This window comes from Bacillus sp. MMSF_3353 (genome assembly GCF_030733445.1).
Lineage (GTDB): Bacteria > Bacillota > Bacilli > Bacillales > Bacillaceae_G > Bacillus_A > Bacillus_A wiedmannii.
Window position 1 is genome coordinate 58,302 of the sequence record NZ_JASHJA010000013.1, and the last position, 25,709, is coordinate 84,010.

Here is a 25,709-nt window from a genome sequence, read left to right on the forward strand (position 1 = left end):
TATTAAAAAATCACGCCTGCATGTAAAATTACATTGGCATAAGGAGTAGCCTCTCCTGTACGAATAATTGCTTTCGCTTTCTTCGTGTGCTCTTTAAATTGTTCATGCGATACATATTCAAATGCTGACTCTATTAATTTCAGCTCGATTTCTTTATTTACTTCCGCATTATTATTAATGACTTCTTCTGCTAACGTTACTTTTTCAATTGCCATATCATCAGCTACCACTTGCAATACGTCTAAAAAGCTAGGTTTTCCAATCTCAACAGCTAAATCAATTCGTTTTACTCCGGCAGGAATTGGTAACCCGCAGTCTGCAATTACAATCGTATCTGTATGTCCAAGTGAAGCAAGGACTGATGCAATCTCACTGTTTAATACACCGTGCTTTTTCAACCGACAATCACCTGCACTTCACGTACTCTATCTCTCGTTGGCATACCGCCCTGTGCTCCAAGTTTCGTTACAGAAAGGCCACCAGCAATATTCGCAAAACGAATTGCTTTTTGAAGTGTTTCTCCTTCAGAAAGCGCAACTGCTAATGCACCATTGAATGTATCACCAGCTCCAGTCGTATCTACTACATCAACAGCGATGCTAGGAACATGTACAATCTCCGTACCATTATGGAAACGAACACCTTTAGAACCTTCTGTTATCAATAGTTTATTTGGATATTTAGCCAGTAAACCTTCAATTGGTGACGTGAAATCATCTAATACGATGCGACACTCATGTTCATTTGGTGTAATATAAGTTGCCTTTTCTAAAATATCTTCTGATAACACTTGTGCTGGCGCTGGATTTAACATAACTGGAATATTATGCTCCTCACAAATAGCCAATACATATTTTACTGTTTCAAGTGGAATCTCTAGTTGAAGAACAACCATATCTGCTTTTATAAGAAGATCTTTTGAACGATCTACAACCGACTCATTTACAAGAGCATTTGCCCCTTGCACGACAACAATACTGTTATCCTCTTCTGCTAAAACGATATGAGCAATTCCTGTCGCTGTATCTGTAACCGGTACCACATAGTCGATAAAAACGCGTTCGTTCTCTAAATTGTTCCTAACTACAGTTCCATAATTATCGTTTCCAACCGCCCCAACCATCGCTACATTTGCGCCTAATCTAGCTGCAGCAACTGCTTGGTTGGCTCCTTTCCCTCCCGGGATTGTATGAAATGCTTCACCAATTACTGTTTCTCCTGCTTTCGGACGTTTTTTTGAAACAGCCACTAAGTCCATTGAAATACTACCTACCACTGCAATATTTGGCATCTGTTTCATCTCCTTACTTCGTTGTATTTCGTTCTATAATTTCAATCGGTAAACGATAGTGTTTCTCTTCTAATACGTTTCCTTCCATCTGCTCTAACAACAGCTCTGTTGCAATTTTCCCCATTTCATAAATTGGCTGTGCAACAGTTGTAATAGATGGATACATCATTTCTGTTAAAGAAATTCCATCGAATCCGATAATTTGTAAATCATCTGGAATAGAAATCCCCTTTTGGAGTGCAGCCTTTACAATACCTATTGCAATTAAATCATTTCCAGCAACAATTCCATCAATATGTGGGTATTCTTCTAATAATTCCACTGTTACACGCTCACTATTAGCTGGATCAAATGTACTCTCTGCAATCATATAAGAAAGATTATTTTGCGTAATAACGTCTACAAAACCTTCAAAACGTTCATTAGCAGTGCTTACATCACGCGGTCCGCGAATATGCGCAATATGTTTACAGCCTTTATCTATTAATAGCTTTGTCGCTGCCTGACTCCCTGCATAGTTATCTGCATATACAGTAGGGATACGCTCATTAAACATACGGTCAATTGCAACAACTGGAACAGACAACTTCATGTAATTAACACTATTTTGTGGATTCGTTGCTACAATAAATCCATCCACATTATTTTGCCTAAGTACATCAATATATTGCTTTTCTTTCTCTAAACTCTCATCAGAGTTACAAAGGACAACTGTGTATCCTTGTTTATGCGCTACATCTTCTACGGCACGTGCAACTTCTGGAAAGAATGGATTCACGATATTTGGAACAACTAAGCCAATTAAACGTGATTTTTTATTATACAATGAACGCGCTACTGTACTAGGTTTATAATCTAGCATCTCAATCGCTCGTTCTACTTTCTTTAATGTATCTTCATGAACATATCCATTTTTATTTAACACTCTGGAAACGGTCGCCACAGATACTCCCGCTAATTTCGCAACGTCTTTAATCGTACTCATTCTCTTTCCTCTCCATCCCATGTAACCGTTTACAGAAAACAATATAACGTATTTCTAGAAATACGTCAATCATTTCTCATGAAAAAGCTTTTAAGGTTATACTCAAAAAAAGCACCGCCATAAGGCGATGCTTTTTCATTACGAATAGGATACAGTTTGTTCTTTTTCCTCTGTAGCTGGCTCTTCAGCATCTTTTTTACGATCTGACAGTTTAATCTTCTGTAAGAAAATCGTAAAGATAGCGCCTACTACGATAAATACTAATCCTGTTAAGAATACAGTATGAAGTGAGTCTACTAAAGAGTTTTTCAAGATTGGTACAATGCTGTTAGCGAATGCTTCTGGCATTTGTTTTAATGCCTCTGGACTAAATAGCATCGAATATAAACCTTGTGGATCTGTGTGAATCATATCTTTAAATTTCGTTACCATTTGGCCCGCTTCTTTCGGGAACGTATCTAATACAGGTACTAATTTATTTGTTAATGTTGTACCTGAAGTGTTATTCATGATTGACCCTAAAATTGTAATACCAAATGTTCCACCGATTTGACGGAAGAACTGACTTGATGATGTTACGACTCCAAGATCTTTTTTCGGGAAACTTTCTTGTAACGCTAATGTTAATGTCGGCATAACAAGACCCATTCCTAAACCGATAATACTCATATAGAAAGTAGCAGTAAGTTTAGTCGTGTGCATATCCATCGTTGTTAATAACCAGAAACCACCAGCCATAATAAGCATCCCTGTAATAATTTGTGGTTTCACACCAACTTTTAATACAAGTTGACCACCGATAATACTCATCACTATCATTGTAATCATCATCGGTGTCATAATTGTTCCTGATTCAGCAGCACTTACTCCTACAATTCCTTGCATGAAGAATGGTACGAACATAATCGCACCGAACATTCCGATACTCATAAAGAAACCAATCGCATTCAGTATTGTAAACGTGCGATTTTTAAAGAAATGCATCGGTAAAATCGGTTCTTCTGCTTTCGTTTCAACGATAACAAAGCTAATAATACCAATTAGAGCTAATGCAAATAAACCGATAATTTGCCAAGAATCCCATGGATAATCTTTTCCGCCAAACGTTAATGCAAGTAATAAACTTACAACACCGAGAATCATCGTAAAGATTCCAGCAATATCAATCTTGATCGGTCCTGTTTGTTTATGTGACTTTAATCCCATTGCAATAAAGATTGTTGCTAAAATACCAACTGGTAAGTTAATGTAGAATACCCATCTCCAGTTCACTGCGTCTACAATCCAACCACCCACTTGTGGTCCAATTACAGAAGCAAGACCGTATAACGCACCAAAAATACCTTGCCATTTCGCACGTTCTTTTCCCGTAAACATATCTCCGATAATAATCATAGCCATTGGCATCATAATACCGCCACCAAGACCTTGAATACCACGGAAAATAATTAATTCTGTCATACCATTTGCCATACCACATAACGCCGAACCAACCATAAAGATAACTAGTCCTGTAATATATACGTTACGACGGCCAAGTAAATCCGCTAATTTACCTGCAATTGGTACAACTGTCGTTGATGTTAACATATAAGCTGTTGTTAACCACGTCATTAAACTTAATCCGCCTAGTTCACCGACGATACGCGGCATTGCTGTACCAACAATCGTTCCATCTAATGCAGCAAATAGCATCGCGATTATTAAACCAATTAACAGCAACTTTCTATTTATGTTTTCTTGTTGCTCCATGTAATCTCCTCAATTCCTCTTAGTTATTCTCTTTTTTCTCTTGTGTCCCGCAAATAATTGTTTCTAACTTCTCAAAGAGGCGTAACAAATCTTCTCTTTCTTGTAATTCTAAATGTGAGAAATATTTTGCAATATGCTCATTACGAGCGGTCATTGCCTCTTCTACTCTAGCTTTCCCCTTTTTTGTTAACTCAATGATGACAACACGACGGTCATCTTTGTCGTGATAGCGTTCTACAAGCTCTTGGTCAATTAGGCGATCAATCATCACTGTAATTGCACTAGGCTTTACATACATCTTTTTTGCTAATTTTGTCGCTCTTGAAGCACCGTAATGATCTAAAATCTTTAAAATATAAAACTGCGGTGGTGTAAGTCCTGTTGCTTGCATTTGTTCTAATAACTCCGTCTGCATTTTCTTTCCAATCGAAAAGGCAAGAGCTTGAATTTTATCGATATGCGTCATATCATTTGGCATGTTATCCACCTCTTATTTAAGCAATAAAATATTTAACGTATTTAAATATTAATCCCACAAACAAAATCCGTCAACACTTTTTATTTATAAAAACGTTTACATTTCTGTCACAAAGTTGTATAATTTTCGACGAAGTTAATATTGACAGTCACGGAGAATCGGAGTATACGGCTATGAATCATAAAAAAGGAAACTTTTTTATATTTCATGGCCTTTTTATATTCTCTCTGACTTACAACATTTCGAATTCATTAGGGGAGGATTTTCATTTTATGTTTTTCACACAATTATTTAAGCCTGCGCCCCACGCGGAACGCTTACCAGCTGATCGCGTTGATAGCGAATACCGTAAATTACGTTTACAAGTATTCTTAGGTATCTTCATCGGCTACGCAGGTTACTACTTTGTTCGAAAAAACTTTTCACTAGCGATGCCATACTTAATCGAACAAGGCTTTAGTAAAGGGGAACTTGGGGTTATCCTTTCAGCAGTATCTATCGCTTACGGATTAAGTAAATTTCTTATGGGTATCGTATCCGACCGTTGTAATCCTCGCTACTTTTTAGCAGCTGGGCTATTTTTATCAGGTATCATTAATATTATTTTCGGCTCATTTTCTTTCATTACAACGAGCATTATACTTATGTTTGTCCTTCAGTTTTTAAATGGATGGGTACAAGGTATGGGATGGCCTCCTTGTGGTCGTACGATGGTTCACTGGTTCTCTATTAGTGAACGTGGTACAAAAATGTCTATTTGGAACGTTGCTCATAATGTCGGTGGCGCTCTTATGCCTTCTCTTGTGACATTAGGCTTATACTTCTTCGCAAATGACTGGAAGAGTATTTTTTACTTCCCAGGTATTCTTTCAATTTTAGTTGGTATTTATGTATTAATTACGATGAGAGATACACCTCAATCTTGTGGATTACCTTCTATCGAAGAACATACTGGAGAATATCCATCAGATGAAAAAGTAAAAGATCGAGAACGCGAACTTTCAGTAAAAGAAATTTTATTTAAATACGTACTAAACAATAAATTTTTATGGTACATCGCTATCGCGAACGTTTTCGTTTATTTCGTACGTTACGGCGTTGTAGACTGGGCTCCTACCTATTTAGTAGAGGAAAAAAGTTTCACTCATAGTAGCTCCCGTACAGCTTACGCTCTATATGAATGGGCTGGTATTCCAGGTACACTTCTTTGCGGATGGATGAGTGATAAACTATTTAAAGGGCGCCGCGCACCTGCTGGTATTTTATTTATGGTTGGTGTATTTATCGCCGTTCTTGTTTACTGGCTAAACCCTCCTGGTAATCCAATGGTTGATAGTATCGCACTTGTCGCGATTGGATTTTTAATTTACGGACCTGTTATGTTAATCGGCCTACACGCACTAGACTTAGCACCAAAAAAAGCTGCTGGAACTGCCGCTGGTTTAACTGGGTTCTTCGGTTACCTAGGTGGAGCTACTTTTGCTAGCGCAGCTATGGGCTTTATCGTCGATGCATTCGGATGGGATGGCGGATTCATCTTATTACTTGTATCTTGTGTACTTGCAATGTTCTTCCTTGCTCTTACTTTAAAGACAGGATCTGCAAAACCAAAACAAGCTTAAGTACTAATATTATTCTTATCAAAAAAAGAGAGGCTGTTCTTTCCAGAACACCTCTCTTTTTTCTACATATAAATCTTTTTTCTTACAAAAGATTTATTCTCCTCTTTTTATATGTTAGCGTTTTCAACTAACTTCAATCCCTTATATAACAGCATTCAATCTCTGTATAAAAAGATTTTTGAATATTTTCTCAACTTATGCTTGTCAAACATTGTCAATTTATATTAAAATAACAACAACATACAAAATATTTAGTCTTTTCAGAAAAGATGGAGGGATAGCCATGAAGAATCCACTTCTTCGCATTGAAAACTTACAGACTTCCTTTCGCATACAAGATCACTATCATGCCGCAGTTGATGATGTTTCGTTAACTGTCCATGAAAATGAAATTGTCGCGATAGTTGGTGAATCAGGTTGCGGAAAAAGTGCACTTGCCCTTTCTATTATGCGACTGCATAATGAAGCAAATACAAAATTACAAGGGCAGCTTAACTATAGAGATAAGGATCTACTAACTATGTCAGCCGCAGAGATGAATAAAGTACGCGGATCAAACATCGGTATGATTTTCCAAGAACCTCTTACAGCACTCGATCCTCTTATGACAGTTGGAAAACAAATCGAAGAAAACTTAGACTACCACACAAGCCTTTCAAAAGTTGAAAAAAAAGAACGCACCTTAGAACTACTTCATCAAGTTGGTATTCCAAAACCAGAACTTACATATAAACAATACCCACACGAATTATCTGGCGGAATGAGACAAAGAATTGTTATCGCAATTGCAATTGCTTGTAACCCAGCACTCATTATTGCGGATGAGCCAACAACGGCTCTTGACGTAACCATCCAAGCACAAATTTTAGACTTACTAAAATCTATTCAAGAACAAACGAAAATGGGCATCATTTTAATTACTCATGATTTAAGTGTTGTCGCAGAAACAGCAGATCGTATCGTCGTTATGTACGCTGGACAAGTTGTAGAGACAGGAAAAGTTGAAGAGATTTTTAACAACCCTCTTCACCCATATACTCGTTCTCTATTAAACTCCATTCCATCTGCGTATGGTGAAAAAGAAAAATTGCATGTAATTCAAGGGGTCGTTCCTTCGTTAGCGAAGCTTCCTCGCACAGGTTGTCGCTTCCAAGCTCGAATTCCATGGATTAGACCTGATCAACACGAGGAAAATCCAATTTTACATGAAGTAAAACCAGACCATTGGGTACGTTGTACTTGCTACAAGCATTTCAACTTCCAAGATAAGAAAGGAGATGACGTAGCTCATGGCACTGCTTAAAGTAGAAGATTTAAAAGTACATTTTCCAATTAAAGGTGGTTTCTTCGGCCGCACATTAGATTACGTGCGTGCTGTCGATGGTGTAAGTTTTGAATTACAACCGGGTGAAACATACGGGATCGTTGGTGAATCTGGAAGTGGCAAATCAACAACGGGTAAAGCAATTATGCATTTAACGAAAGCAACAGAGGGTAGCATTCATTTTAATAATAGAGATTTAACAAAATTAAGTCGCTCCGAGCTACGTGAACAACGAAAAGATATTCAAATGATTTTCCAAGATCCTTATTCATCATTAAATCCGAAGAAACGTGTTCTCGACATTATTGCTGAGCCTCTTCGAAATTTTGAGAAGCTCTCACCTGATGAAGAACGTAGAGCGGTTCAAGAATATCTTGATAAAGTTGGTCTAAATCCAGAGTCAATTTATAAATATCCACATGAATTTTCCGGCGGGCAAAGGCAGCGGATTGGTATTGCACGTGCTCTTACATTAAAACCGAAGCTTATTATTGCTGATGAGCCAGTATCTGCGCTTGACGTCTCTGTACAAGCACAAGTATTAAACTTCTTGCAAGATTTACAAGCTGAGCTCGGACTAACATACTTATTCATTAGTCATGATTTAGGTGTAATTCGTCATATGTGTGATCGTATCGGTGTTATGTATCGCGGACGCATTGTCGAAGAAGCAACTAGTGCAGAAATTTATAGTAATCCGCAACATATTTATACGAAGCGCCTAATATCAGCAATTCCTGATATTCGTCCTGAAAACAGAGAGAGACAGCGTGAGCTCCGTCAACAAGTAAGCTCTGAATACGAGAAATCATACGAAAATTATTTCAATGAAAACGGTCGTGCTTATGACTTAAAAGCAATCTCGCCAACGCACCGGGTGGCATTACCATAAGGGAGTGATAAAACATGTGGAAGTTTATATTACGGAGATTTTTAGTGATGATCCCGCAATTATTCGTGTTAAGTGTACTTGTCTTTCTATTAGCTAAGGCAATGCCAGGCGATGCCTTAACCGGCAGAGCAATGAATCCAAAAGCGGATCCAAAAGTGATTGAAGAACAACGTGAAAAGCTTGGATTAAATGACCCAGTTGCAACACAATATGTTCGCTGGATTAAAAATGCAGCCCAAGGTGACTTCGGTATTTCCTATGCACATAAAATGAAAGTAACCGATTTAATTGGAGAACGACTTGGAAATACAGTATCTTTAGCACTTGTTATTCTTATCCTTACCTATTTAATTGCCATACCACTAGGAGTTATAAGTGGGCGGTGGAATGATACATGGGCTGATCGACTCATTACCATTTACAACTATCTAGGTTTTGCTACACCACTATTTATATTTGCATTAATTATGCTCTTCCTATTCGGATTTAAGTTTGCAATATTCCCAACCGGCGGTAGCGTGGATCCTCAAGTTGCAACAGGTACATTTGCTTACTATTTAAGCAAATTGAATCACATGCTATTACCAGCTTTATCTGGTGCATTAATTGCGACAGTTGGTACGGTTCAATATTTACGAAGCGAAATTATTGATACGAAACATAAAGATTTTGTGCGTACAGTAAGAGCAAAGGGTGTTCCAGAATCAAAAATCTATTCTAGACATATTTTACGAAATTCATTCTTACCAATTGCAGCCTTCTTAGGCTATGAAATTACAGGATTAGTTGGCGGTGCCATCTTTTTAGAAAGTATTTTTAGCTATCCAGGAATTGGACAACTATTTATACAATCTATCTCTCAGCGTGATTTTAGTGTAATAACTGCACTCGTTATGTTTACTGGATTTGCAACGTTACTTGGAACTCTCCTTTCAGATATTATTCTAAGCATCGTCGATCCACGTATTCGTATTGATTAAAGAAAGGAGATGACGTTATGTTAGCAAACCCTGAAAAACAAACTGAAGTTATTCATTACGAAAAAAGCCCTTCTGGTTTCTCTATTATGTGGCGAGAACTTCGTAAAGATAAATTAGCAATGTTTTCACTTATTTTCCTAGCAATCTTATTACTAGCAGTCTACGCAACATCTTTTATTATGAAACAAGAAGATATTGTACGAGTTGATTTATTCGCTATTTATGCTCCTCCCTCTGCTGAACATTGGTTAGGAACAGATTACGGAGGACGCGACATTTTCGGCCAACTTATTATTGGTACACGTAACTCCTTTACAATTGGATTAGCAATTACTATTCTTTCTTGTGTAATTGGCCTTTCAATTGGATTAATTGCCGGTTATTTTGGAGGAGCAATTGATAATATCATTATGCGCATTATCGACTTTGTTATGGTTTTACCATTTTTAATGCTTGTAATTGTATTTATTACACTTGTTCCTACATTCAATATCTTCACTTTCATTTTAATTATGAGCGTGTTCTTATGGACAGGAAAGGCAAGATTAATTCGCTCAAAAGTATTAACTGAAAAAGAACTCGATTATGTCTCTGCATCAAAAACTTTAGGAACACCAAACTGGAAGATCATTCTTTTCCAAGTACTACCTAACTTAAGTTCCATTATCATTGTTAGCGTTACATTAAACCTTGCTGGAAACATCGGTATTGAATCTGGTCTAACCTTCTTAGGATTTGGTCTACCAGAAAGTACACCAAGCCTTGGTACACTTGTTAGTTATGCTAGAAATCCAGATGTATTACAAGAGAAATGGTGGATTTGGTTACCCGCATCAATCATGATTTTAACATTGATGCTGTGTATAAATTTTATTGGTCAAGCGCTACGCCGTTCGGCCGACGCAAGACAAAGAAAAGGATAAGGGGTGGAAGAAATGACAAATAAGCCAAAGTTTTTCAAAGTATTAAGTACACTTGCAGTTTCAACATTACTACTTTCAGCATGTGGGGGCAGTGGTGGTAGTGAAAAAACGAGCAGCACAAAAAAAGTAGATACAAATAAATTTAGTGCATCTGTTAAAAATGATAAAAAGGAAATTAAAGATGGTTCATTAACATATGGTCTTGTTTCTAACACACCATTTGAAGGACTTTTGAACTTCGCTGTATATGAAGGAGATCCTGATAACCAGGTCATTACAATTTTTGATGAATCTTTATTATCAAATGACGAAAACTGGGAATACACGAATGATGGTGCTGCTACATATGAAATTTCTAAAGATAAAAAGACAATTACACTAAAAATTAAAGATAATGTAAAATGGCATGATGGAAACCCTGTTACTGCTGAGGATTTAGAATACTCTTATCTAGTAATTGGTAGCAAACAATATGCTGGTTCTCGCTATGACACTCAAATGCAAATGATTGAAGGTATGGAAGATTACCACAATGGAAAAGCTGAAAAAATTTCAGGTATCAAGGTAACGGACCCAAAAACAATTTCGATTACGTTTAAAGAACCGAATCCTTCAGTGAAAACTGGACTTTGGGCATATCCTCTTCATAAGAAATACTTAGGAGATGTACCAATCGATAAATTAGCAGAGTCTGATAAAATCCGTAAAAACCCAATTGGTTTCGGACCTTTTAAAGTGAAGAAAATTACTCCTGGAGAATCCGTTGAATTTGAACGTTTTGATGACTATTATGGCGGAAAACCAAAGCTGAAAAGCATGGTTTTAAAAGTTGTTAACCCTTCCGTTGTTAACGCGTCCTTAAAAAATGGTGATATTGACATTGCTGAAGTAAGTGCAGATCAGTATCCAAATGTAAGTAAATTAAAAAATGCACAATTAGTCGGTAAAACCGATTTATACTATAGCTATATCGGCTTTAAGTTAGGCCATATGGATAAAGAAAAAGAAGAAGTAGTGATGGATAAGGAGAAATTTAAAGATGTTCGTGTACGTCAAGCAATGGCTTATGCTATTGATAGAAAAGAAATTGGTGAAAAATTATATCATGGCCTACGTTATCCAGCTAACTCACCAATCCCACCATCTCTACCAAAATATCATAACAATAAAGTTGGTGCCTATGATAAAGATGTAGAAAAAGCTAAAAAGTTATTAGATGAAGCTGGCTATAAAGATACGAACGGAGATGGATTCCGTGAAGATCCGAATGGTAAAGAATTTAAAGCTAATTTCTTATCAATGAGTGGTAGCGATGTAAGTGAACCACTTGCAAAATTCTTTATTCAATCTTGGAAAGACATCGGCCTAAAAGTAGAACTTCTTGATGGTCGCTTACACGAATTCAACTCCTTCTACGATATGATTAAAAAAGATGATCCAAAAGTTGATCTTTTCGCTGCCGCTTGGGGAACTGCATCTGATCCAGATCCTTCTGGTATTTGGGCTAAAGATGCAGCGTTCAATTACCCACGTTGGGCTACTGAAAAAAACACAGAATTATTAAAACAAGGTATTTCTCCAGAAGCTGCTGATGAAAAGTACCGTAAAGATGTATACGATAAATGGCAAAAATTAGTTCATGATGAAGTACCATTAATTCCACTTCATTATAAATTTGATTTAAAAGGTGTAAATAATCGCGTAAAAGATTATAAATATACACCAGAAGATCAATACAAATGGGGTAAAGTTAGCGTAACAAGCGATAAAGCAGAAACAGAGAAATAAGAAAATAGCTCCTAGCACTGAGGTACATGCTAGGAGCTATTTTTTATTTATAACCCTTCTCTCGCTATTAATAACAACCAATTCCTTTCCTACTGTAAGATTAAAAGATTTGATGAATCATCTTTATTACAACAGCTAACGTAACAGATGCAGCAAATCCTCCTAAACAAATTAAGCTTACCCCTTGACTGTATGATAAATTTTGAAATGATTTCATTGCTTCCATCCTCCCTATCTCCCCTTTGATACTCTTATTTTACCAATGGGAAAATTTTCATAACATCGATTTTACTAACAACTAACTTACAAATTTGTAAGTTAATAATTTCCCTTTAAACTTATATATCTAGTATGTCCAAGCTCTCTCCCTTTATACGTCAAAAAAGACCTCGAATTATATCAAGGTCTTGCTTACACTACAAAATATCTCATTCAATTTACTTTATAATCATCACCGGGCATTTTACACGCTTTGCTATTTTATGACTGACACTACCAAGTACCATCTCTTGCAATGTATTTAACCCTCTACTGCCAGCGATAACGAGATCTATATCCCCTGTATTTACATATTGAACAATCGTATCTCCTGGATCGCCATGTAATATCGTAATTTTATAAGAAATGTTCTCTTTCTTTAATAAACCTTCAATCTCTTTTAATTTATCTTTTCGACTAGCCGATATTGTTTCTAAATCTGTTTGACCTTGTATAATATCTGATTTTGCCGTTCTATTATCTACTACGTACACAACTTCAACATTTGTTTCTTCGCTACATTTCGCAATATATGTTGCATGTTCCGCTGCTCGAAGTGCATGTTCAGAACCGTCACATGCTAATATAATTTGTTTGTACATATGCTGAATCCCCTTTTCGTTATCCTACCCGTATTATATAATAAAGCCCCCTAAAAAGGAGGCTTCTAACTTGCGATTCTTTTATTATAAGTAGCTAAATTTGAAATAATTTTCGAGCTTCGTTCATTTAATCCCGTTATACTTACTTTCACGTCACTTTGTTCATACTTCATGATAACTTTATCAATTGCGGCTACTGCTGAATCATCCCATACGTGTGCGTGAGTAAAATTCAACTCAATTTCTTTTACATCTTCCTCAAATGTAAAATTATTTATAAAGTCTGCTGTAGATGCAAAGAAAAGTTGACCATGAATTTCGTATATTTTCTTATTTTCAATATATAAATGTTTCACGTGAATCTTTGCCATATTGAATGCAAATAAAACCGCACTAATTACTGTTCCGATAATTACACCTAATGCTAAATTATGTGTAATTAAGACAATCACAACTGTTACGATCATAACAAATGCGTTTCCTTTTGGTACTTTATGAATCGTTGTTACAGAGTTCCAATCAAATGTTCCAATTGAAACCATAATCATAACTGCAACTAAAGCTGCCATCGGAATATGAACGACATAATCACCTAAAACGAACAGTAATACGATTAGAAATCCACCCGCTACAAATGTTGATAAACGACCTCGTCCACCTGATTTAATATTAATAACAGATTGTCCAATCATTGCACATCCTGCCATTCCTCCGAAGAAACCAGCGACAATGTTTGCGATACCTTGACCACGTGCCTCTTTATGTTTATTACTTTCCGTATGCGTCATATCATCTAAAACTGAAGCTGTTAATAAAGACTCTAGTAAACCGATAATTGCAAGCATAACTGCGTACGGTAAAATAATCCCTAATGTCTCAAGTGTAAAAGGCACGTCAGGCATGCTAAAGAACGGTAATTCTTTCGGCAAGCTTCCCATATCCCCTACTGTTTTTAACTGTAATCCGCTCATAAGTGCAATACTTGTCACAATAATAATGGAAATAAGTGTAGACGGTACAGCTTTCGTAATACGTGGAAATACATATATAATTACAAGTCCTAATGCGACAAGTGCATACATTTGCCAAGTTGCATTTTTAAAATGTGGCAATTGCGCTGTAAAAACTAAAATTCCAAGTGAATTTAAAAAACCACTCATAACAGATTTAGGAACAAACTTCATAAATGAGCTCAGTTTGAACACGCCAAAAATAATTTGGACAATACCGGTTAATATTGTTGTAGCAAATAAGTATTGCAAACCATGATCCTTAACGAGCGTGACCATTAATAATGCCATTGCACCTGTTGCAGCTGAAATCATCCCAGTTCGTCCGCCAACAAATGAAATGGTAACTGCAATACAAAAGGCTGCGTATAACCCAACGGTCGGGTCCACGCCTGCAATAACTGAGAAAGCAATCGCTTCAGGAATTAACGCTAAAGCAACGACAATTCCCGATAGCACGTCTCCTCTCACATTGGAGAACCAGTCATTTTTTATCGTTTGAAACAAAATACCACTCCTCTACTCTTTTATCATTTGATTTTCTCCATAAGAAAATCTCGGCCGACTGCACGAAGGATATTATATAACGAGTAGAGAGATTTTTGCTATGTAAAAGTTTCCTAAAGAAAAAGACGCTACCTTAGCAGCGCCTTTACTCACTTTATTAATGTCCACCGTGCCCTTGACCACTTTCTTGAACAATCTCTAGCCTCTCATCCAATATACCTTGTATTTCAAATGAAATATCACTCGTACTTCCTAATAAGAAGCCGTGGTTATATGGTCCAAGCGTTGGGTCATCTTTAAACTTCGGCTGAATACTAGCAAGGAAGTCATACACTGGTTGTGAAGCTTTCCCTTCTTCTAACAATACAATAGGTGCGTGTTTACCCATATGTGAAAATGGTGCTCCTGCAACTGCTAAATCTGGTGTTTTGCTTGAAACAAATGATAAACCGTGACCTGGTTTTGTGAACCCCCAGCCAAATTTCGTTTTTTCATCTTTAAACTTCGCAAATGCAACCGAATTTTCTGTTGGAGTCTCTCCACTAATACGCGTTACTTTTCCGTATTTACTTAACTCTTTTGCTACTGCTTTTGAAATGATTTTTTCTGGTCCTAATACATATATATTCGCTTTATCTTTTCTCATTTTTAATGCCTCTATCGTCGCTTCTGGCACCTTATCTTTTTCTGTATATAAAAGCGGTTCCGGCATATGAGAAATCCAATTTACAGCTGGTGTTGTGTATAAACGCCCTTCTTCTTCAGACGAACCGATAATAACACTATTTGGATAACTTCCTGTTATATCGGCATATTCTTTATCCACATCTTTAGCAAATATAGCTGGATCCGTTTCTTTTATTTGCTTTACTTTATATGCTTTTAATTGCTCAAGGATAGATGGACCTACATCCCCCATCACCATAATTTGTGTTCCATCTTTCGTTCCGAGCGGATTTAATCGTTTTATTTCTTTTAACGTCATTTCGGGTACCTTTTCTTTTTCTATAAATAAAATTGGACCGTTATTCGGATGGTGAATAAGATCCGCACTCGCAATACCTAATTGCCACTCGTTTACTGGCACTAAAATAACAGCGCCTGGCTGATTCTCTTTATGCGTTGCTGGCCATATCGTTTGCGAAGTTACTACTGCCATTTGCAAAGGATCGTTTGTGTTTAATCTCGTTACATTTTTTAAACTTGTCGTTAATAAATCATTCGATGCACCTTCGTTCATTTCTTTCGGCGCAGTTACCTCCTGATTCATTTTCATTTCCGTTTGCTCTGTTTTTTTCTCTTCTTTAGATTCATGGTTTTTATGATCCGTGTTCGTTTGTCCACATGCAGCAAGACCAACTGCTGTAATTATTGTTATCCCAAAGATTCGGGTCATCTTTTTCACTATACCGCCTCCATATGAATCGTTTTCGAGCCAATATGATTACCTAAAATGGAATTTCAACTTTACAATAACAAGCAATTCTGAAGAAATTATGCAGATGCATGATAATCTGCACCATTTCTTCATGATTTTGACTTACAATTTAAGTAATAACTACAAATGCGGAGGTACTCTATGGTCGATATACTACTCGTAGATGATGAGCCGAGAATGCTTGAATTATTAACGCTTTATCTTACTCCAATCGGATATAACTGCGTATGTGCAGTGTCCGGGGAAGAAGCTATTTCACATATAGAAAATCGAAATTTCAAATTTGTTTTACTCGATATTATGATGCCAAAGATGGATGGATGGGAAACGTGCAAAAGAATTCGATCCTTTAGTAACGTTCCTATCATTATGGTAACGGCTCGTGATCAAACGGTAGATGTCATCCAAGGGTTAAAACTTGGAGCGGATGATTACGTAACGAAACCTTTCCATGAAGAAGAGCTTTTCGCAAGAATTGAAGCTGTTTTAAGGCGAACGAATCAACACGCGCAAATCCAATATCACGGCATTTTATGGGATGAGGCAAAGCATTTCGTTTCTGTCTATAATGAAGAACTTCTTCTCACTCCAATCGAATTCTCTTTACTCGGGTTATTTTTACGTCATGTGAACTACGTATTAAGCCGCGATCAGCTCATTGAACGAATTTGGGGACTAAATACAAATACAGAAGATAGAACAGTCGATTCACATATTCGTAATTTGCGTGATAAATTACGAAAAGTAAATTTCCCTATTGATCATCATTTAAAAACTGTTTACGGAGTCGGGTATCGATGGGTTGATACTCTAGATTAAGGAGCAAAACGATGAAGCGAATATCTATTCAACTCGGATTTTATTTTTTAATTGTTACACTTTTAATTGAAAGTGTTCTATTTGTCTTGCTTTATTATAGCCTTGTCAACAATAGAGTAAATGAAGAAATGACAGCTTTATTAAAGCGTGGAAATAGTCACCGAGATGTCCTTGAAAAGTATTTTGATAAGCAAACAATCTCCCATGTTGCCCTAATGGAATCTGAAGCCGAAACCACTGTCGTTATTACAAATGCCAATAAGGATGTGCTAGCTAAATCCAACGAAATAACTACTACTATAAAAAAGCATATTGAAAAGATGCAAACACGGACAGATCATGACGGAGCAATTATAGAGAATCATTGGAAAACATCTAATTATATATGTACAGTTAGCCCCATTATAGTGGCAGGAAAAACGGAAGGCTACGTATATATGTTTCTCGGAACGGAATCAATCGAGGAAATGGTTAACGGACTAACAAGACAATTCATTATTGCCGGAGTCATTACGTTTCTATTAACAGCCATCACCATCTTTCTCTTATCACGGTTGTTAACAAAACCATTGTTACACATGAAACATGCCACTGAAAAAATGAGTAAAGGCGATTTATCTGTTTCATTAACGACTACTCGAAATGATGAAATTGGTGAACTAACCTCATCTATTCAAACGCTTGCTAATGATTTACATTATATGAAAACAGAGCGAAGTGAATTTCTAGCAAGTGTTGCTCATGAATTACGAACACCGCTAACATACGTAAGAGGTTATGCTGACATTGCTTTAAAGGAAAACACATCTTCTGAGCAACGTTTGCGATATTTATCTATTATAAAAGATGAGTCTGATTATATTACGAACTTAGTTCAAGATTTATTTTCACTTGCACAAATGGAACAACATAACTTTTCTATTCAAGTAAAGGAAGTATATTTACACACCTTCCTTACTCGCATAGCCGAAAAAGTAAATGCCATGTATAAAGAAAGATACATTAAAGTTTCTTTCTCTTGTCCTCCTACCCTGCTAATAAACTTAGATGAACAGCGATTTGAACAAGTTGTGGTAAACATTTTAAATAACGCTTATAGACATTCACAAGAGCATTCTCATATAAATATTTCTGTTACAGAAGAACATAAACGTATTTCCATTACAATTGAAGATGAAGGCGAAGGTATTCCGCCTGAAGACCTCCCTCACATTTTCGACCGTTTTTATCGAGTTGATAAAGCAAGATCACGAGCTACAGGCGGAACTGGTTTAGGACTATCTATCGTGAAAGAAATTGTAGAACTACACGGCGGGAATATTACTGTAACGAGCGAAGTCGATCATGGGTCTTGCTTTATCATTTCATTGCCATCTATACAAAAACACGACTACTGATAGTAGTCGTGTTTCTTTATCATTTTACTTTATAATATAAATTTACAAATTGCCCAAAACGTTTCGTATCCGTTAAAGTTAAATTAATTTCTGGATTCTTGTCTTGAAATAACGGAACTCCAGAACCTAATATATGCGGTGTAATCGTAACAACATATTCATCAATTAAATTATTCTTAAAGAATTCTCTTAGTAGACTCCCTCCACCGACCATCCATATTTTAGATCCTTCTTGCTCTTTCAACCTTTTCGTAAACTCCACTACATCTTCATTTACAAACTCTACATGTCCGTTTGTACCTTTTTCTGAGTTAGAAAAAACATAACATGCTTTATCTAAGTACGGGAATGTTTCCGTATGCTCTACTACATAATCGTACGTTCTTTTTCCCATAATTATTGTATCAATCGTTTCATACATTTCCGTATAACCGTTATCTCCCTCTCCTTCGGTTTCCATTAACCACTCTAAATCATCATTTTCTTTCGCAATATATCCATCCAAACTAGCGGCTATAAATAAAACAATTTCACGTGACATCTCTTTTCCTCCTTGCATCTCATCTTGATAACATTATGATGTAAACAATATACTAACAATAAAACATGACAATTCATGTCATGTTAAAAAAAGAAACGAGTGAGATAGTTGTCAAAAGCAAAACGTTTACTAGACATTCTTATATTCGCTTCTGCGAAAAGAACATTTACAGCTCAGGAAATAGCTGATGAATTTAACATTTCTGTTCGTACTGTCCATAGATATATTTTAGATTTAAGTGATATGGGATTACCCCTTTACGCAGAACAAGGTCGTAACGGAGGATATAAAGTATTAACGAATAGAGTCATTCCGCCTATTTTATTTACCGAAGAAGAAGCAGTATCCATCTTTTTTGCTTTTCAGTCTTTAAGTTACTATCAAGACTTACCTTTTAACACAGAAATCAATTCCGTTACACATAAACTGTATAGCTCCCTACAGCATGATGCGAAAGCGAAAGTTGATAAAATACGTTCTTATATCGCGTTTTGGAATCCGAAGAGAACAATTAATACACCTCTTTTAAACGAAGTACTAACTGCGGCTATTGAAAATAAAAATTTACACTTTCAATACGAATCTAAATCGGGGATAAAAATAAAACATGTTCATCCTATCGGTGTATACGCTCATGATGGGCTATGGTACCTACCATCTTATGACTTCAGCAGAAAAAAAGTATTACTGTATCGCGTTGATCGTATTCTTTCTATATTATCAACAGAAGAAAATAAAAATACGTTCATGAATTTAGAAAAATGGTTCGACTCTAGCTCTAACGTAGTACACACTCCTACCCAGTTACATGTCTCATTAACAGCAGAAGGTGTGCGCCAATGTAAAAGCGTTCCTTACCTTGAAGAATTCGTAGTAGTAAACGAAGACCGGACAGGATATATACATTCAACAATTGATAAAGGAGAAATCAATTTTATTACCCCTTTGTTTTATAGACTTGGGAAAGATGCACGAGTTTTAGAGCCAAAAGAATTGATAGATGGTTTACGTATGCGTGCGAAAGAAGTTTTACATATGTATGGAGACTGAAAAAGCTGCTATATATAAGCAGCTTTTTAGTCTAATTATTCCTATTATGTTTACGATTGACGAATGTCAAACCACCAACGATTTTTCGAATTCATATTCTCAGTTCCACTAAAACCACTGTAATGGAAAGCATCCAGGAAGATTGAATCTAGTTTATCCTCATCTACAAAATAACCTAATTTAACTTTTACCGTTTTTCCTGGTCGGATACTGCCAATATTATAAAAGCTTTTCCCATCTCCGTGAGGCTCTAAATAATCAACTTCTCCCGTCATAATACGCGTTGCGTCCATTCCCTCTTCTTTCGCGTATTTCCATGCATTCCCTTCAAATTTAAGCTGCTTTATGGATGGATGCATATAGATTTCTTCTGTCGCCTGTTTACCTATATTTTTCACTGTTGTTGTCAGGTAGACAAATTTAACATTAACTAATTTTGAATCTACTAATGTATCAATTGAATCTTTACCATTCCCTAATTTATATACATCCCGTCTGTACGATAGCAATTTTCCCGTGTGATCTAAAGCCTTCTTCTTGCTTAATATCCCTAAGCCAAATTCATTAAAGTTCTCTTGTTTAAAATCTTTAATTGAATCAAAGACTTCAACTTTTTCTATCATATATTCAATTTGGCTGTTATCCATAGATATCGTTACTGGAACCTTTTGTCCTATGTGAAATAGTCGTTTACTATCTTTTTTCAAAGGAATCACCTTATTTTTTTTAGGTTCATCCGCTTCGCTAAAATACTTTTTATCATAATCTGTTATATGTGCTGCCTTTTCTTTTGACGTAGGCTCAAGTGAAATGTTCCCTAACACATCCATCATTTGTTCTTCATTTACATCTGATCCAATAAAACTTTCTAACATAATCCCTTCTTTCTCAAAAAAGAGAAAGACCTTCCTATCAAACATTACATTGTTGTTTCCAGTTTCTTTATGAACAATTACTGCTTTCTTGCCACTTATCTCTTTTTCTTCGTAGCTTTTTGAATATAAAGTTTGAAAGTCCGCATTTTCCCCTACTCTCCAAAGAGCAAATGAAAAGCCTCCATTTGCGTCGTTATCTTTAAATGAATATTTCATTGCAGAGTCATCAATTGCTTCCATATTTTCTGGTAATTTATCGATTTTCAGCTTATACCACTTATCATCCTTTTTCGAGTCCTTATTTGTTACTGAAACATTTACTTCATAATTTTGTTTTTGAACGATCATATTATAGACTTTTACTGCACCAAAAACTGTTGTCGGCATACCAATCAATAAACAAGCAGCAGCGATTAACATGCGATGTTTTTTACGCTTTTTCTGTGGTTTCTCGTCTTTCAGCTTCATTTCCTCCATAAACAATTTCTTTTTGCGCGTATATGTATGTGAAAATTCATGTTGTTCTTCGAGTTTATCAAAATCATCTAAAGCAATTTTTTCAGCAAGTTCATATATTTCTTTGGAGTTCTTTGAATTCGTCATGTTGTATACCTCCTATCATATTTTGGACTCGTTTTCGAGCGCGTTCAAACTGCTTGCGGGCATTACCCTCGGTTATTCCCATAACACTTGAAATCTCTTGATACGTTAAGTTATAGAAGACTTTATACTTAAACACCTGTCTGTTAGATTCACTTAATTCTGTTAGCAATGTATCAATTTGAACCTCAGACATTTTACGTTTTTCCCACTCTTCAATATTTTCGTCTACTGCTTCGATTGATTCTCTTTCATATTCTTCTAAAAATGTTTCATGTCGTTTATTTTTCCGGTAACTATCAATCGCCTTGTTTTTCGCGATCCTCAAAATGTAGCGTTTAAGCTCTTGAGTAGCCAAGCTATGGAGCTTTTCCAAGTTTTTATAAAGAGTAATAAACGTCTCTTGAACCGCATCTTCAGCCTGCTGAATATTATTTAAAATAGAATACGCTACATAATAAATTTTTTGTTCGTACAACTCGTATAGCTCTTCCATCTTTTCATAATCGTTGTTTGTGACTTTCATATAATTCCTCCTCTCACTCTATATAACGAATGAGCGATATACTTTGTGACACTACAAAATTCCTTTATAGATAAAATTTAATAATAGAATAAACAAAAGCCCAATTTCTCTATTTTAACTGAGAAATTGGGCTTTTGTTTATTAGAATTTTACTGACTGTTCCCTTAAGAACACCACTCTTACACCTTTTCAGTAAGCAGTATTTTCTCTATCACTTCTTGTAACAAATGCTTTGTCTCTTCCAAGTTATAATCCTTCTTCTCCCCGGTTGTACGGTATAAAACTCAGCAAATGAGCGCTCTTTATATCTTGGTACGACATGCATATGGTAATGCGTTAACTCATTAAAGATTCCACCATTTTGGCAAACTGTAATTCCGTCTGGTTTATATAATGCCTTAATCGCTTTTGCAATCAGCTTAGAAGCATCCATAATGGATTTTGCTACGACATCATCTAATTCATCCACTTCTACAACATGCTGCTTCGGCACAATTAAAGTATGTCCTGGATAGAAAGGTTCATGATCTAAAAAGCAAGTTACATAATCATCTTCATACACTTTATATATGTTTTCCTCTTCGCTTGCTAATTTACACCCTAAACACTCCATTACACTTTCCTCTCTTTCTAAAACATAAAAACGTGAGAATACGGCTCTCACGTTTTTATGTTTCACTTTATTAGTTCAATTGTTTCCGTAACTTTTATACTATCTTTTACCGATTGAACAATCGTGCAATTTTTTACTGCAAGTTGCAGCGCCTTGTCCAATTGCTCTTCTGTAATGTTTTGCGCTTTAATTTTATAGTGCAAATGAACACTTTCAACTGGTTTTGATAAAGCTTCACTTCTACCAATTTCAGTCTCAATTGTAAACGTATCGTATGTAATACGTTTCTTTTCTAAAATTGTTCGAAAGACAATTGCACTACATCCTGCGATAGAAGAAACGAGTAATTGTAACGGTGAATACCCATTTTCTTTTCCAATCGCTAATGGACCATACGATAAATCTGCCTGTATATCATCATGCTTAATTTTTATTTTCATACTTCGCTTCCATCTCCACTTTCATCGGTTTCTTCCGTTTCTTACTCATATAATAATATATATAGCAGAAAATGATAAATGGAATACCACAGTATAACGCCATTCTTTGCTCTGGAATAAACGCTAAACTAATAACAACGATACTATTTGTAAGTAAAGCTAAAATAGGAACAATTGGATATAACGGTGTTCTATACTTTAAGTCCTCTAACTTGCCTCCGCCTTTTATATACTGACTTCTAAAGCGAAGTTGAGATAGAGCAATAATGATCCAACTTGAAACAGCCGATAAACCAGCTATAGATAATAAGTACATGTATACTGTATCTTCTGCAAGGAAACTTGTGAATAAAGAAAGGCCAGCTACTGCAATCGTTACAACTAATGCTGTAATTGGAATACCACGCTTATTTACTTTCTGGAACGATGTTGGTGCCATTCCTTCATTTGCAAGTGACCATAATATACGAGTTGCCGCATATAATCCTGAATTCGCTACAGATAGTAACGCTGTAATAATAACGAAGTTCATAATATCAGCTGCGTATGGAATACCAATTTTATCAAATACGACTACGAATGGACTTTCAATTACGCCAGCTTCTTTCCAAGAAATTAACCCTACTAAAATCGTCATTGTTAAAATGAAGAATAACATAATGCGCCATACTGTATTACGAATCGCACGTGGAATTGTTTTTTCTGGGTTTTCACTTTCTCCTGCTGCAATCCCGATTAACTCTGTTCCTTGGAACGAGAAGTTAACTGTAATCATCGTAAGTAATACGGCAGCTAGTCCATTCGGGAATAATCCACCATCACTTACAAAGTTAGAGAAAAGAGGTGCCGCTTCTTTTCCGTCATATGATATAAACCCTAGTAATGCACTACCACCAAGAACAACAAAGGCAAGAATTGTAACTACTTTAATACTAGAGAACCAAAACTCTAATTCAGCATAACTTTTCGCCGAAATTGCGTTTGACGCATATAGAATAACGCCGAATACGAGACACCATACCCAAACATCAACATTCGGAAACCATCTTTTCATCATTAAACCGATTGACGTTAATTCTAGTCCTACTGTCACTGCCCAGCCAAGCCAATATAGCCAGCCAATCATAAAGCCTGTTCCTGGTCCAATAAACTTCGTCGCATACTTTTGGAAAGAACCTGAAACTGGCATCGCTACCGTTAACTCTCCAAGACAAAGCATTGTTAAATACATAATAAATCCGCCCACTAAATAGGAAAGGATGGCTCCCCCTGGTCCAGCCTGATTAATGGTGTAACCTGAACCTAAGAAAAAACCAGTCCCGATTACACCACCTAGTGCGATCATAAATAAATGTCTACTCTTCATCGTACGATGTAATTTCTCATTCGTTGGTTGCTGCATCTAAATCCTCCCCCTACCGATACCCCTATATCTTGTTAAAATTTTCTGATAATAAAAATATACACGAAAGCGATTACAATTTCTATATAAAATTAAAACTTTTCTGATAAAACAATACAAAAAATCGAATTATCGCGAGATTTAGATTCTAATTAGAGGAAAATAAGGATAAACAAGGGAAAACCTTTACATATATTGTAAAGGTTAACGGAGTTCTAATCTTCTCGATAAAATTGATAAACTATAATTTACGATAAAGTACATACAAGCTACTACTATAAACGTTGGGATCATATAATTTACATTCTGTCCGCTAATAATTTGAGCATTATGCATAAGCTCTGGCAATGATATAACAACTGCTAATGATGTATCTTTGAGCAAAGATATAAACTGACTGACAAGCGGCGGGACCATCCTTCTTAATGCTTGTGGCAAAATAATATGCCACAGCGCCTGAACATACGTTAATCCTGAAGATCTTGCGGCCTCAATCTGTCCTTTTTCAATAGATAATAGACCACTTCGAACAATTTCAGATATCATTGCTGCTTCAAATATTGTTAAAGCAACAATTGCTGCTGTTATAATTTCTAATTTCAAGCCTGCTTCTGGAAGTGCAAAATACGTGAAAAATATAATTAAAAGTAGCGGTAAATTTCGAATTACTTCAACAACAATTCCTAATATTTGTGAGACGACAGGTATTTTCATGTAGCGTAATATCCCTATTACACTACCAATAATAAAACTAAGTACAATTGCAACGAGCGCTACCTCTAACGTTATAAGTAATCCTTTTAATAAAAACAGAATATGATCTCCTGTAATTGCTCCCTTAAAATCCATTTACACCGCCTCCTTTGCTAAGCGTTTTTCTAAATAACGCACTAGCATACTGAGCGGAATTGTTAATATTAAATAAAACATCCCGACAAATATATAGACGTCGAACGTAACAAACGTCTTCGTTGAAATTAAATCTCCTTGATACATCAAATCGGTACCAGCGATAATTCCGAGTATGGAAGAGTTTTTTACTAAATTGAGAAATTGATTTCCTAAAGGAGGAATTACGATTTTCATCGCTTGAGGTAAAACAACATGGTACATTGCTTGCGTATAAGTCAATCCTGAGGAACGTGCTGCTTCCATCTGACCTTTCGCGACTGATAGAATACCAGCGCGAATAACTTCCGCAATAAACGCTGCCGTATATACGGTAAGCGTAACTGTTCCTGCTACAAAACCATTTAAAGTAATTCCTATTACAGGTAAAGCGAAATAGAATATAAATGCAATTAATACGAGTGGAATATTTCTTACAAATTCCACCAAAGTAGCTCCCAACCAATTTAAAATACGAATAGGTGCAATACGCATTACAGCCAAAATTACTCCCAAAATAAAGCTTCCTATTAATGCAATTACACTAGACATCACTGTATATTTGAAGCCTTCTACATACATATCAATGTTATTCGTTAATATAGAAAAATCAGGCACATATTCTCCCCTCTTTCTTTACAAGAAGAGGATGAGTATCCCTCATCCTCTTACTATTTATCAATGAGAATAAAGCTCCATTCATTAAAC

Annotated in this window: 25 protein-coding genes and 1 pseudogene; 9 read left to right on the top strand and 17 right to left on the bottom strand. The window is 36.0% G+C overall.

Going from position 1 to position 25,709, the window contains the following annotated elements; genetic code table 11:
- Nucleotides 1-2: 2 nt before the first annotated feature.
- From rbsD to RBB48_RS21550, 5 genes are all read right to left on the bottom strand, one after another.
- Nucleotides 3-398, bottom strand: a complete 396-nt coding sequence (rbsD, locus tag RBB48_RS21530) for a D-ribose pyranase (RefSeq protein ID WP_097890009.1) — start codon at nt 396-398, stop codon at nt 3-5.
- Nucleotides 395-1,291, bottom strand: coding sequence for a ribokinase (rbsK, locus tag RBB48_RS21535; RefSeq protein WP_097890010.1), 897 nt, complete (start codon nt 1,289-1,291; stop codon nt 395-397). The genes rbsD and rbsK overlap by 4 nt, the downstream gene beginning before the upstream one ends.
- 13 nt (nt 1,292-1,304) lie before the next feature.
- Nucleotides 1,305-2,276, bottom strand: coding sequence for a ribose operon transcriptional repressor RbsR (rbsR, locus tag RBB48_RS21540; protein WP_088608981.1), 972 nt, complete (start codon nt 2,274-2,276; stop codon nt 1,305-1,307).
- A 138-nt stretch (nt 2,277-2,414) separates the two neighbouring features.
- Complete coding sequence (locus tag RBB48_RS21545; RefSeq protein ID WP_088608980.1) at nt 2,415-4,028, bottom strand: MDR family MFS transporter; 1,614 nt, start codon at nt 4,026-4,028, stop codon at nt 2,415-2,417.
- Between the two features lie 19 nt (nt 4,029-4,047).
- On the bottom strand, nt 4,048-4,506 hold the full coding sequence (locus RBB48_RS21550) for a MarR family winged helix-turn-helix transcriptional regulator (RefSeq protein ID WP_001132358.1): 459 nt from the start codon (nt 4,504-4,506) through the stop codon (nt 4,048-4,050).
- A gap of 272 nt (nt 4,507-4,778) precedes the next feature.
- Here RBB48_RS21550 and glpT point away from each other — a divergent pair, with 272 nt between their 5' ends.
- The 6 genes from glpT (at nt 4,779) to opp4A (ending at nt 12,035) form a co-directional block, all read left to right on the top strand.
- Entirely contained in the window at nt 4,779-6,128 is a 1,350-nt protein-coding gene (glpT, locus tag RBB48_RS21555; protein WP_088061884.1) for a glycerol-3-phosphate transporter, read from the top strand.
- 283 nt (nt 6,129-6,411) lie between these two features.
- Nucleotides 6,412-7,431 carry an ABC transporter ATP-binding protein gene (locus RBB48_RS21560; RefSeq protein ID WP_000795363.1) on the top strand — a complete coding sequence of 340 codons (1,020 nt, stop codon included), beginning with the start codon at nt 6,412-6,414 and terminating at the stop codon, nt 7,429-7,431.
- Nucleotides 7,418-8,344 (top strand): ABC transporter ATP-binding protein, encoded by a 927-nt coding sequence (locus RBB48_RS21565; protein WP_149214214.1) that lies wholly within the window; start codon nt 7,418-7,420, stop codon nt 8,342-8,344. The genes RBB48_RS21560 and RBB48_RS21565 overlap by 14 nt, the downstream gene beginning before the upstream one ends.
- A 14-nt stretch (nt 8,345-8,358) precedes the next feature.
- Complete coding sequence (gene opp4B, locus RBB48_RS21570; RefSeq protein ID WP_088061882.1) at nt 8,359-9,324, top strand: oligopeptide ABC transporter permease; 966 nt, start codon at nt 8,359-8,361, stop codon at nt 9,322-9,324.
- 17 nt (nt 9,325-9,341) lie between these two features.
- Entirely contained in the window at nt 9,342-10,247 is a 906-nt protein-coding gene (locus RBB48_RS21575) for an ABC transporter permease (RefSeq protein ID WP_088061880.1), read from the top strand.
- A 12-nt stretch (nt 10,248-10,259) separates the two neighbouring features.
- The gene (opp4A, locus tag RBB48_RS21580; protein WP_098133815.1) at nt 10,260-12,035 is read left to right on the top strand and encodes an oligopeptide ABC transporter substrate-binding protein; all 1,776 of its coding nucleotides are present in this window, start codon (nt 10,260-10,262) and stop codon (nt 12,033-12,035) included.
- A gap of 100 nt (nt 12,036-12,135) precedes the next feature.
- Here the strand turns inward: opp4A and RBB48_RS21585 are convergent, their stop codons facing one another.
- The 4 genes from RBB48_RS21585 to RBB48_RS21600 form a co-directional block, all read right to left on the bottom strand.
- Entirely contained in the window at nt 12,136-12,261 is a 126-nt protein-coding gene (locus tag RBB48_RS21585; protein ID WP_082181333.1) for a DUF4027 family protein, read from the bottom strand.
- Nucleotides 12,262-12,472: 211 nt separating this feature from the next.
- Complete coding sequence (locus RBB48_RS21590; protein WP_000277996.1) at nt 12,473-12,895, bottom strand: universal stress protein; 423 nt, start codon at nt 12,893-12,895, stop codon at nt 12,473-12,475.
- Nucleotides 12,896-12,960: 65 nt separating this feature from the next.
- Nucleotides 12,961-14,412, bottom strand: a complete 1,452-nt coding sequence (locus RBB48_RS21595) for a SulP family inorganic anion transporter (RefSeq protein WP_306008054.1) — start codon at nt 14,410-14,412, stop codon at nt 12,961-12,963.
- 157 nt (nt 14,413-14,569) lie between these two features.
- The gene (locus RBB48_RS21600) at nt 14,570-15,817 is read right to left on the bottom strand and encodes a cell wall-binding repeat-containing protein (RefSeq protein WP_306008055.1); all 1,248 of its coding nucleotides are present in this window, start codon (nt 15,815-15,817) and stop codon (nt 14,570-14,572) included.
- A 174-nt stretch (nt 15,818-15,991) separates the two neighbouring features.
- Here RBB48_RS21600 and RBB48_RS21605 point away from each other — a divergent pair, with 174 nt between their 5' ends.
- Entirely contained in the window at nt 15,992-16,669 is a 678-nt protein-coding gene (locus RBB48_RS21605) for a response regulator transcription factor (protein ID WP_088061870.1), read from the top strand.
- A gap of 11 nt (nt 16,670-16,680) precedes the next feature.
- Nucleotides 16,681-18,066, top strand: a complete 1,386-nt coding sequence (locus RBB48_RS21610) for a sensor histidine kinase (protein ID WP_098133814.1) — start codon at nt 16,681-16,683, stop codon at nt 18,064-18,066.
- A 19-nt stretch (nt 18,067-18,085) separates the two neighbouring features.
- Here the strand turns inward: RBB48_RS21610 and RBB48_RS21615 are convergent, their stop codons facing one another.
- Complete coding sequence (locus tag RBB48_RS21615) at nt 18,086-18,607, bottom strand: dihydrofolate reductase family protein (protein WP_088061866.1); 522 nt, start codon at nt 18,605-18,607, stop codon at nt 18,086-18,088.
- A 108-nt stretch (nt 18,608-18,715) separates the two neighbouring features.
- Between RBB48_RS21615 and RBB48_RS21620 the strand changes: the two genes are divergently transcribed.
- A complete protein-coding gene (locus tag RBB48_RS21620) occupies nt 18,716-19,657 on the top strand; it encodes a helix-turn-helix transcriptional regulator (RefSeq protein WP_371878386.1) in 942 nt (313 codons plus the stop codon).
- Between the two features lie 50 nt (nt 19,658-19,707).
- Here the strand turns inward: RBB48_RS21620 and RBB48_RS21625 are convergent, their stop codons facing one another.
- The 7 genes and pseudogenes from RBB48_RS21625 to RBB48_RS21655 all read right to left on the bottom strand — a co-directional run bounded on the left by RBB48_RS21625 (nt 19,708) and on the right by RBB48_RS21655 (nt 25,619).
- Nucleotides 19,708-21,135, bottom strand: coding sequence for a DUF4367 domain-containing protein (locus tag RBB48_RS21625; protein ID WP_097907400.1), 1,428 nt, complete (start codon nt 21,133-21,135; stop codon nt 19,708-19,710).
- A complete protein-coding gene (locus RBB48_RS21630; RefSeq protein ID WP_048541728.1) occupies nt 21,101-21,658 on the bottom strand; it encodes an RNA polymerase sigma factor in 558 nt (185 codons plus the stop codon). Before RBB48_RS21630 ends, RBB48_RS21625 begins: the two co-directional genes overlap by 35 nt.
- 179 nt (nt 21,659-21,837) lie before the next feature.
- Nucleotides 21,838-22,271: pseudogene (locus tag RBB48_RS21635) on the bottom strand (HIT family protein).
- Between the two features lie 62 nt (nt 22,272-22,333).
- The gene (locus RBB48_RS21640; protein ID WP_306008056.1) at nt 22,334-22,711 is read right to left on the bottom strand and encodes an OsmC family protein; all 378 of its coding nucleotides are present in this window, start codon (nt 22,709-22,711) and stop codon (nt 22,334-22,336) included.
- Nucleotides 22,695-24,113, bottom strand: coding sequence for an amino acid permease (locus RBB48_RS21645; RefSeq protein WP_097907401.1), 1,419 nt, complete (start codon nt 24,111-24,113; stop codon nt 22,695-22,697). The genes RBB48_RS21640 and RBB48_RS21645 overlap by 17 nt, the downstream gene beginning before the upstream one ends.
- Before the next feature lie 204 nt (nt 24,114-24,317).
- The gene (locus RBB48_RS21650; RefSeq protein ID WP_131933967.1) at nt 24,318-24,962 is read right to left on the bottom strand and encodes an amino acid ABC transporter permease; all 645 of its coding nucleotides are present in this window, start codon (nt 24,960-24,962) and stop codon (nt 24,318-24,320) included.
- Nucleotides 24,963-25,619, bottom strand: a complete 657-nt coding sequence (locus RBB48_RS21655) for an amino acid ABC transporter permease (RefSeq protein ID WP_097907403.1) — start codon at nt 25,617-25,619, stop codon at nt 24,963-24,965.
- Nucleotides 25,620-25,709 lie beyond the last annotated feature (90 nt).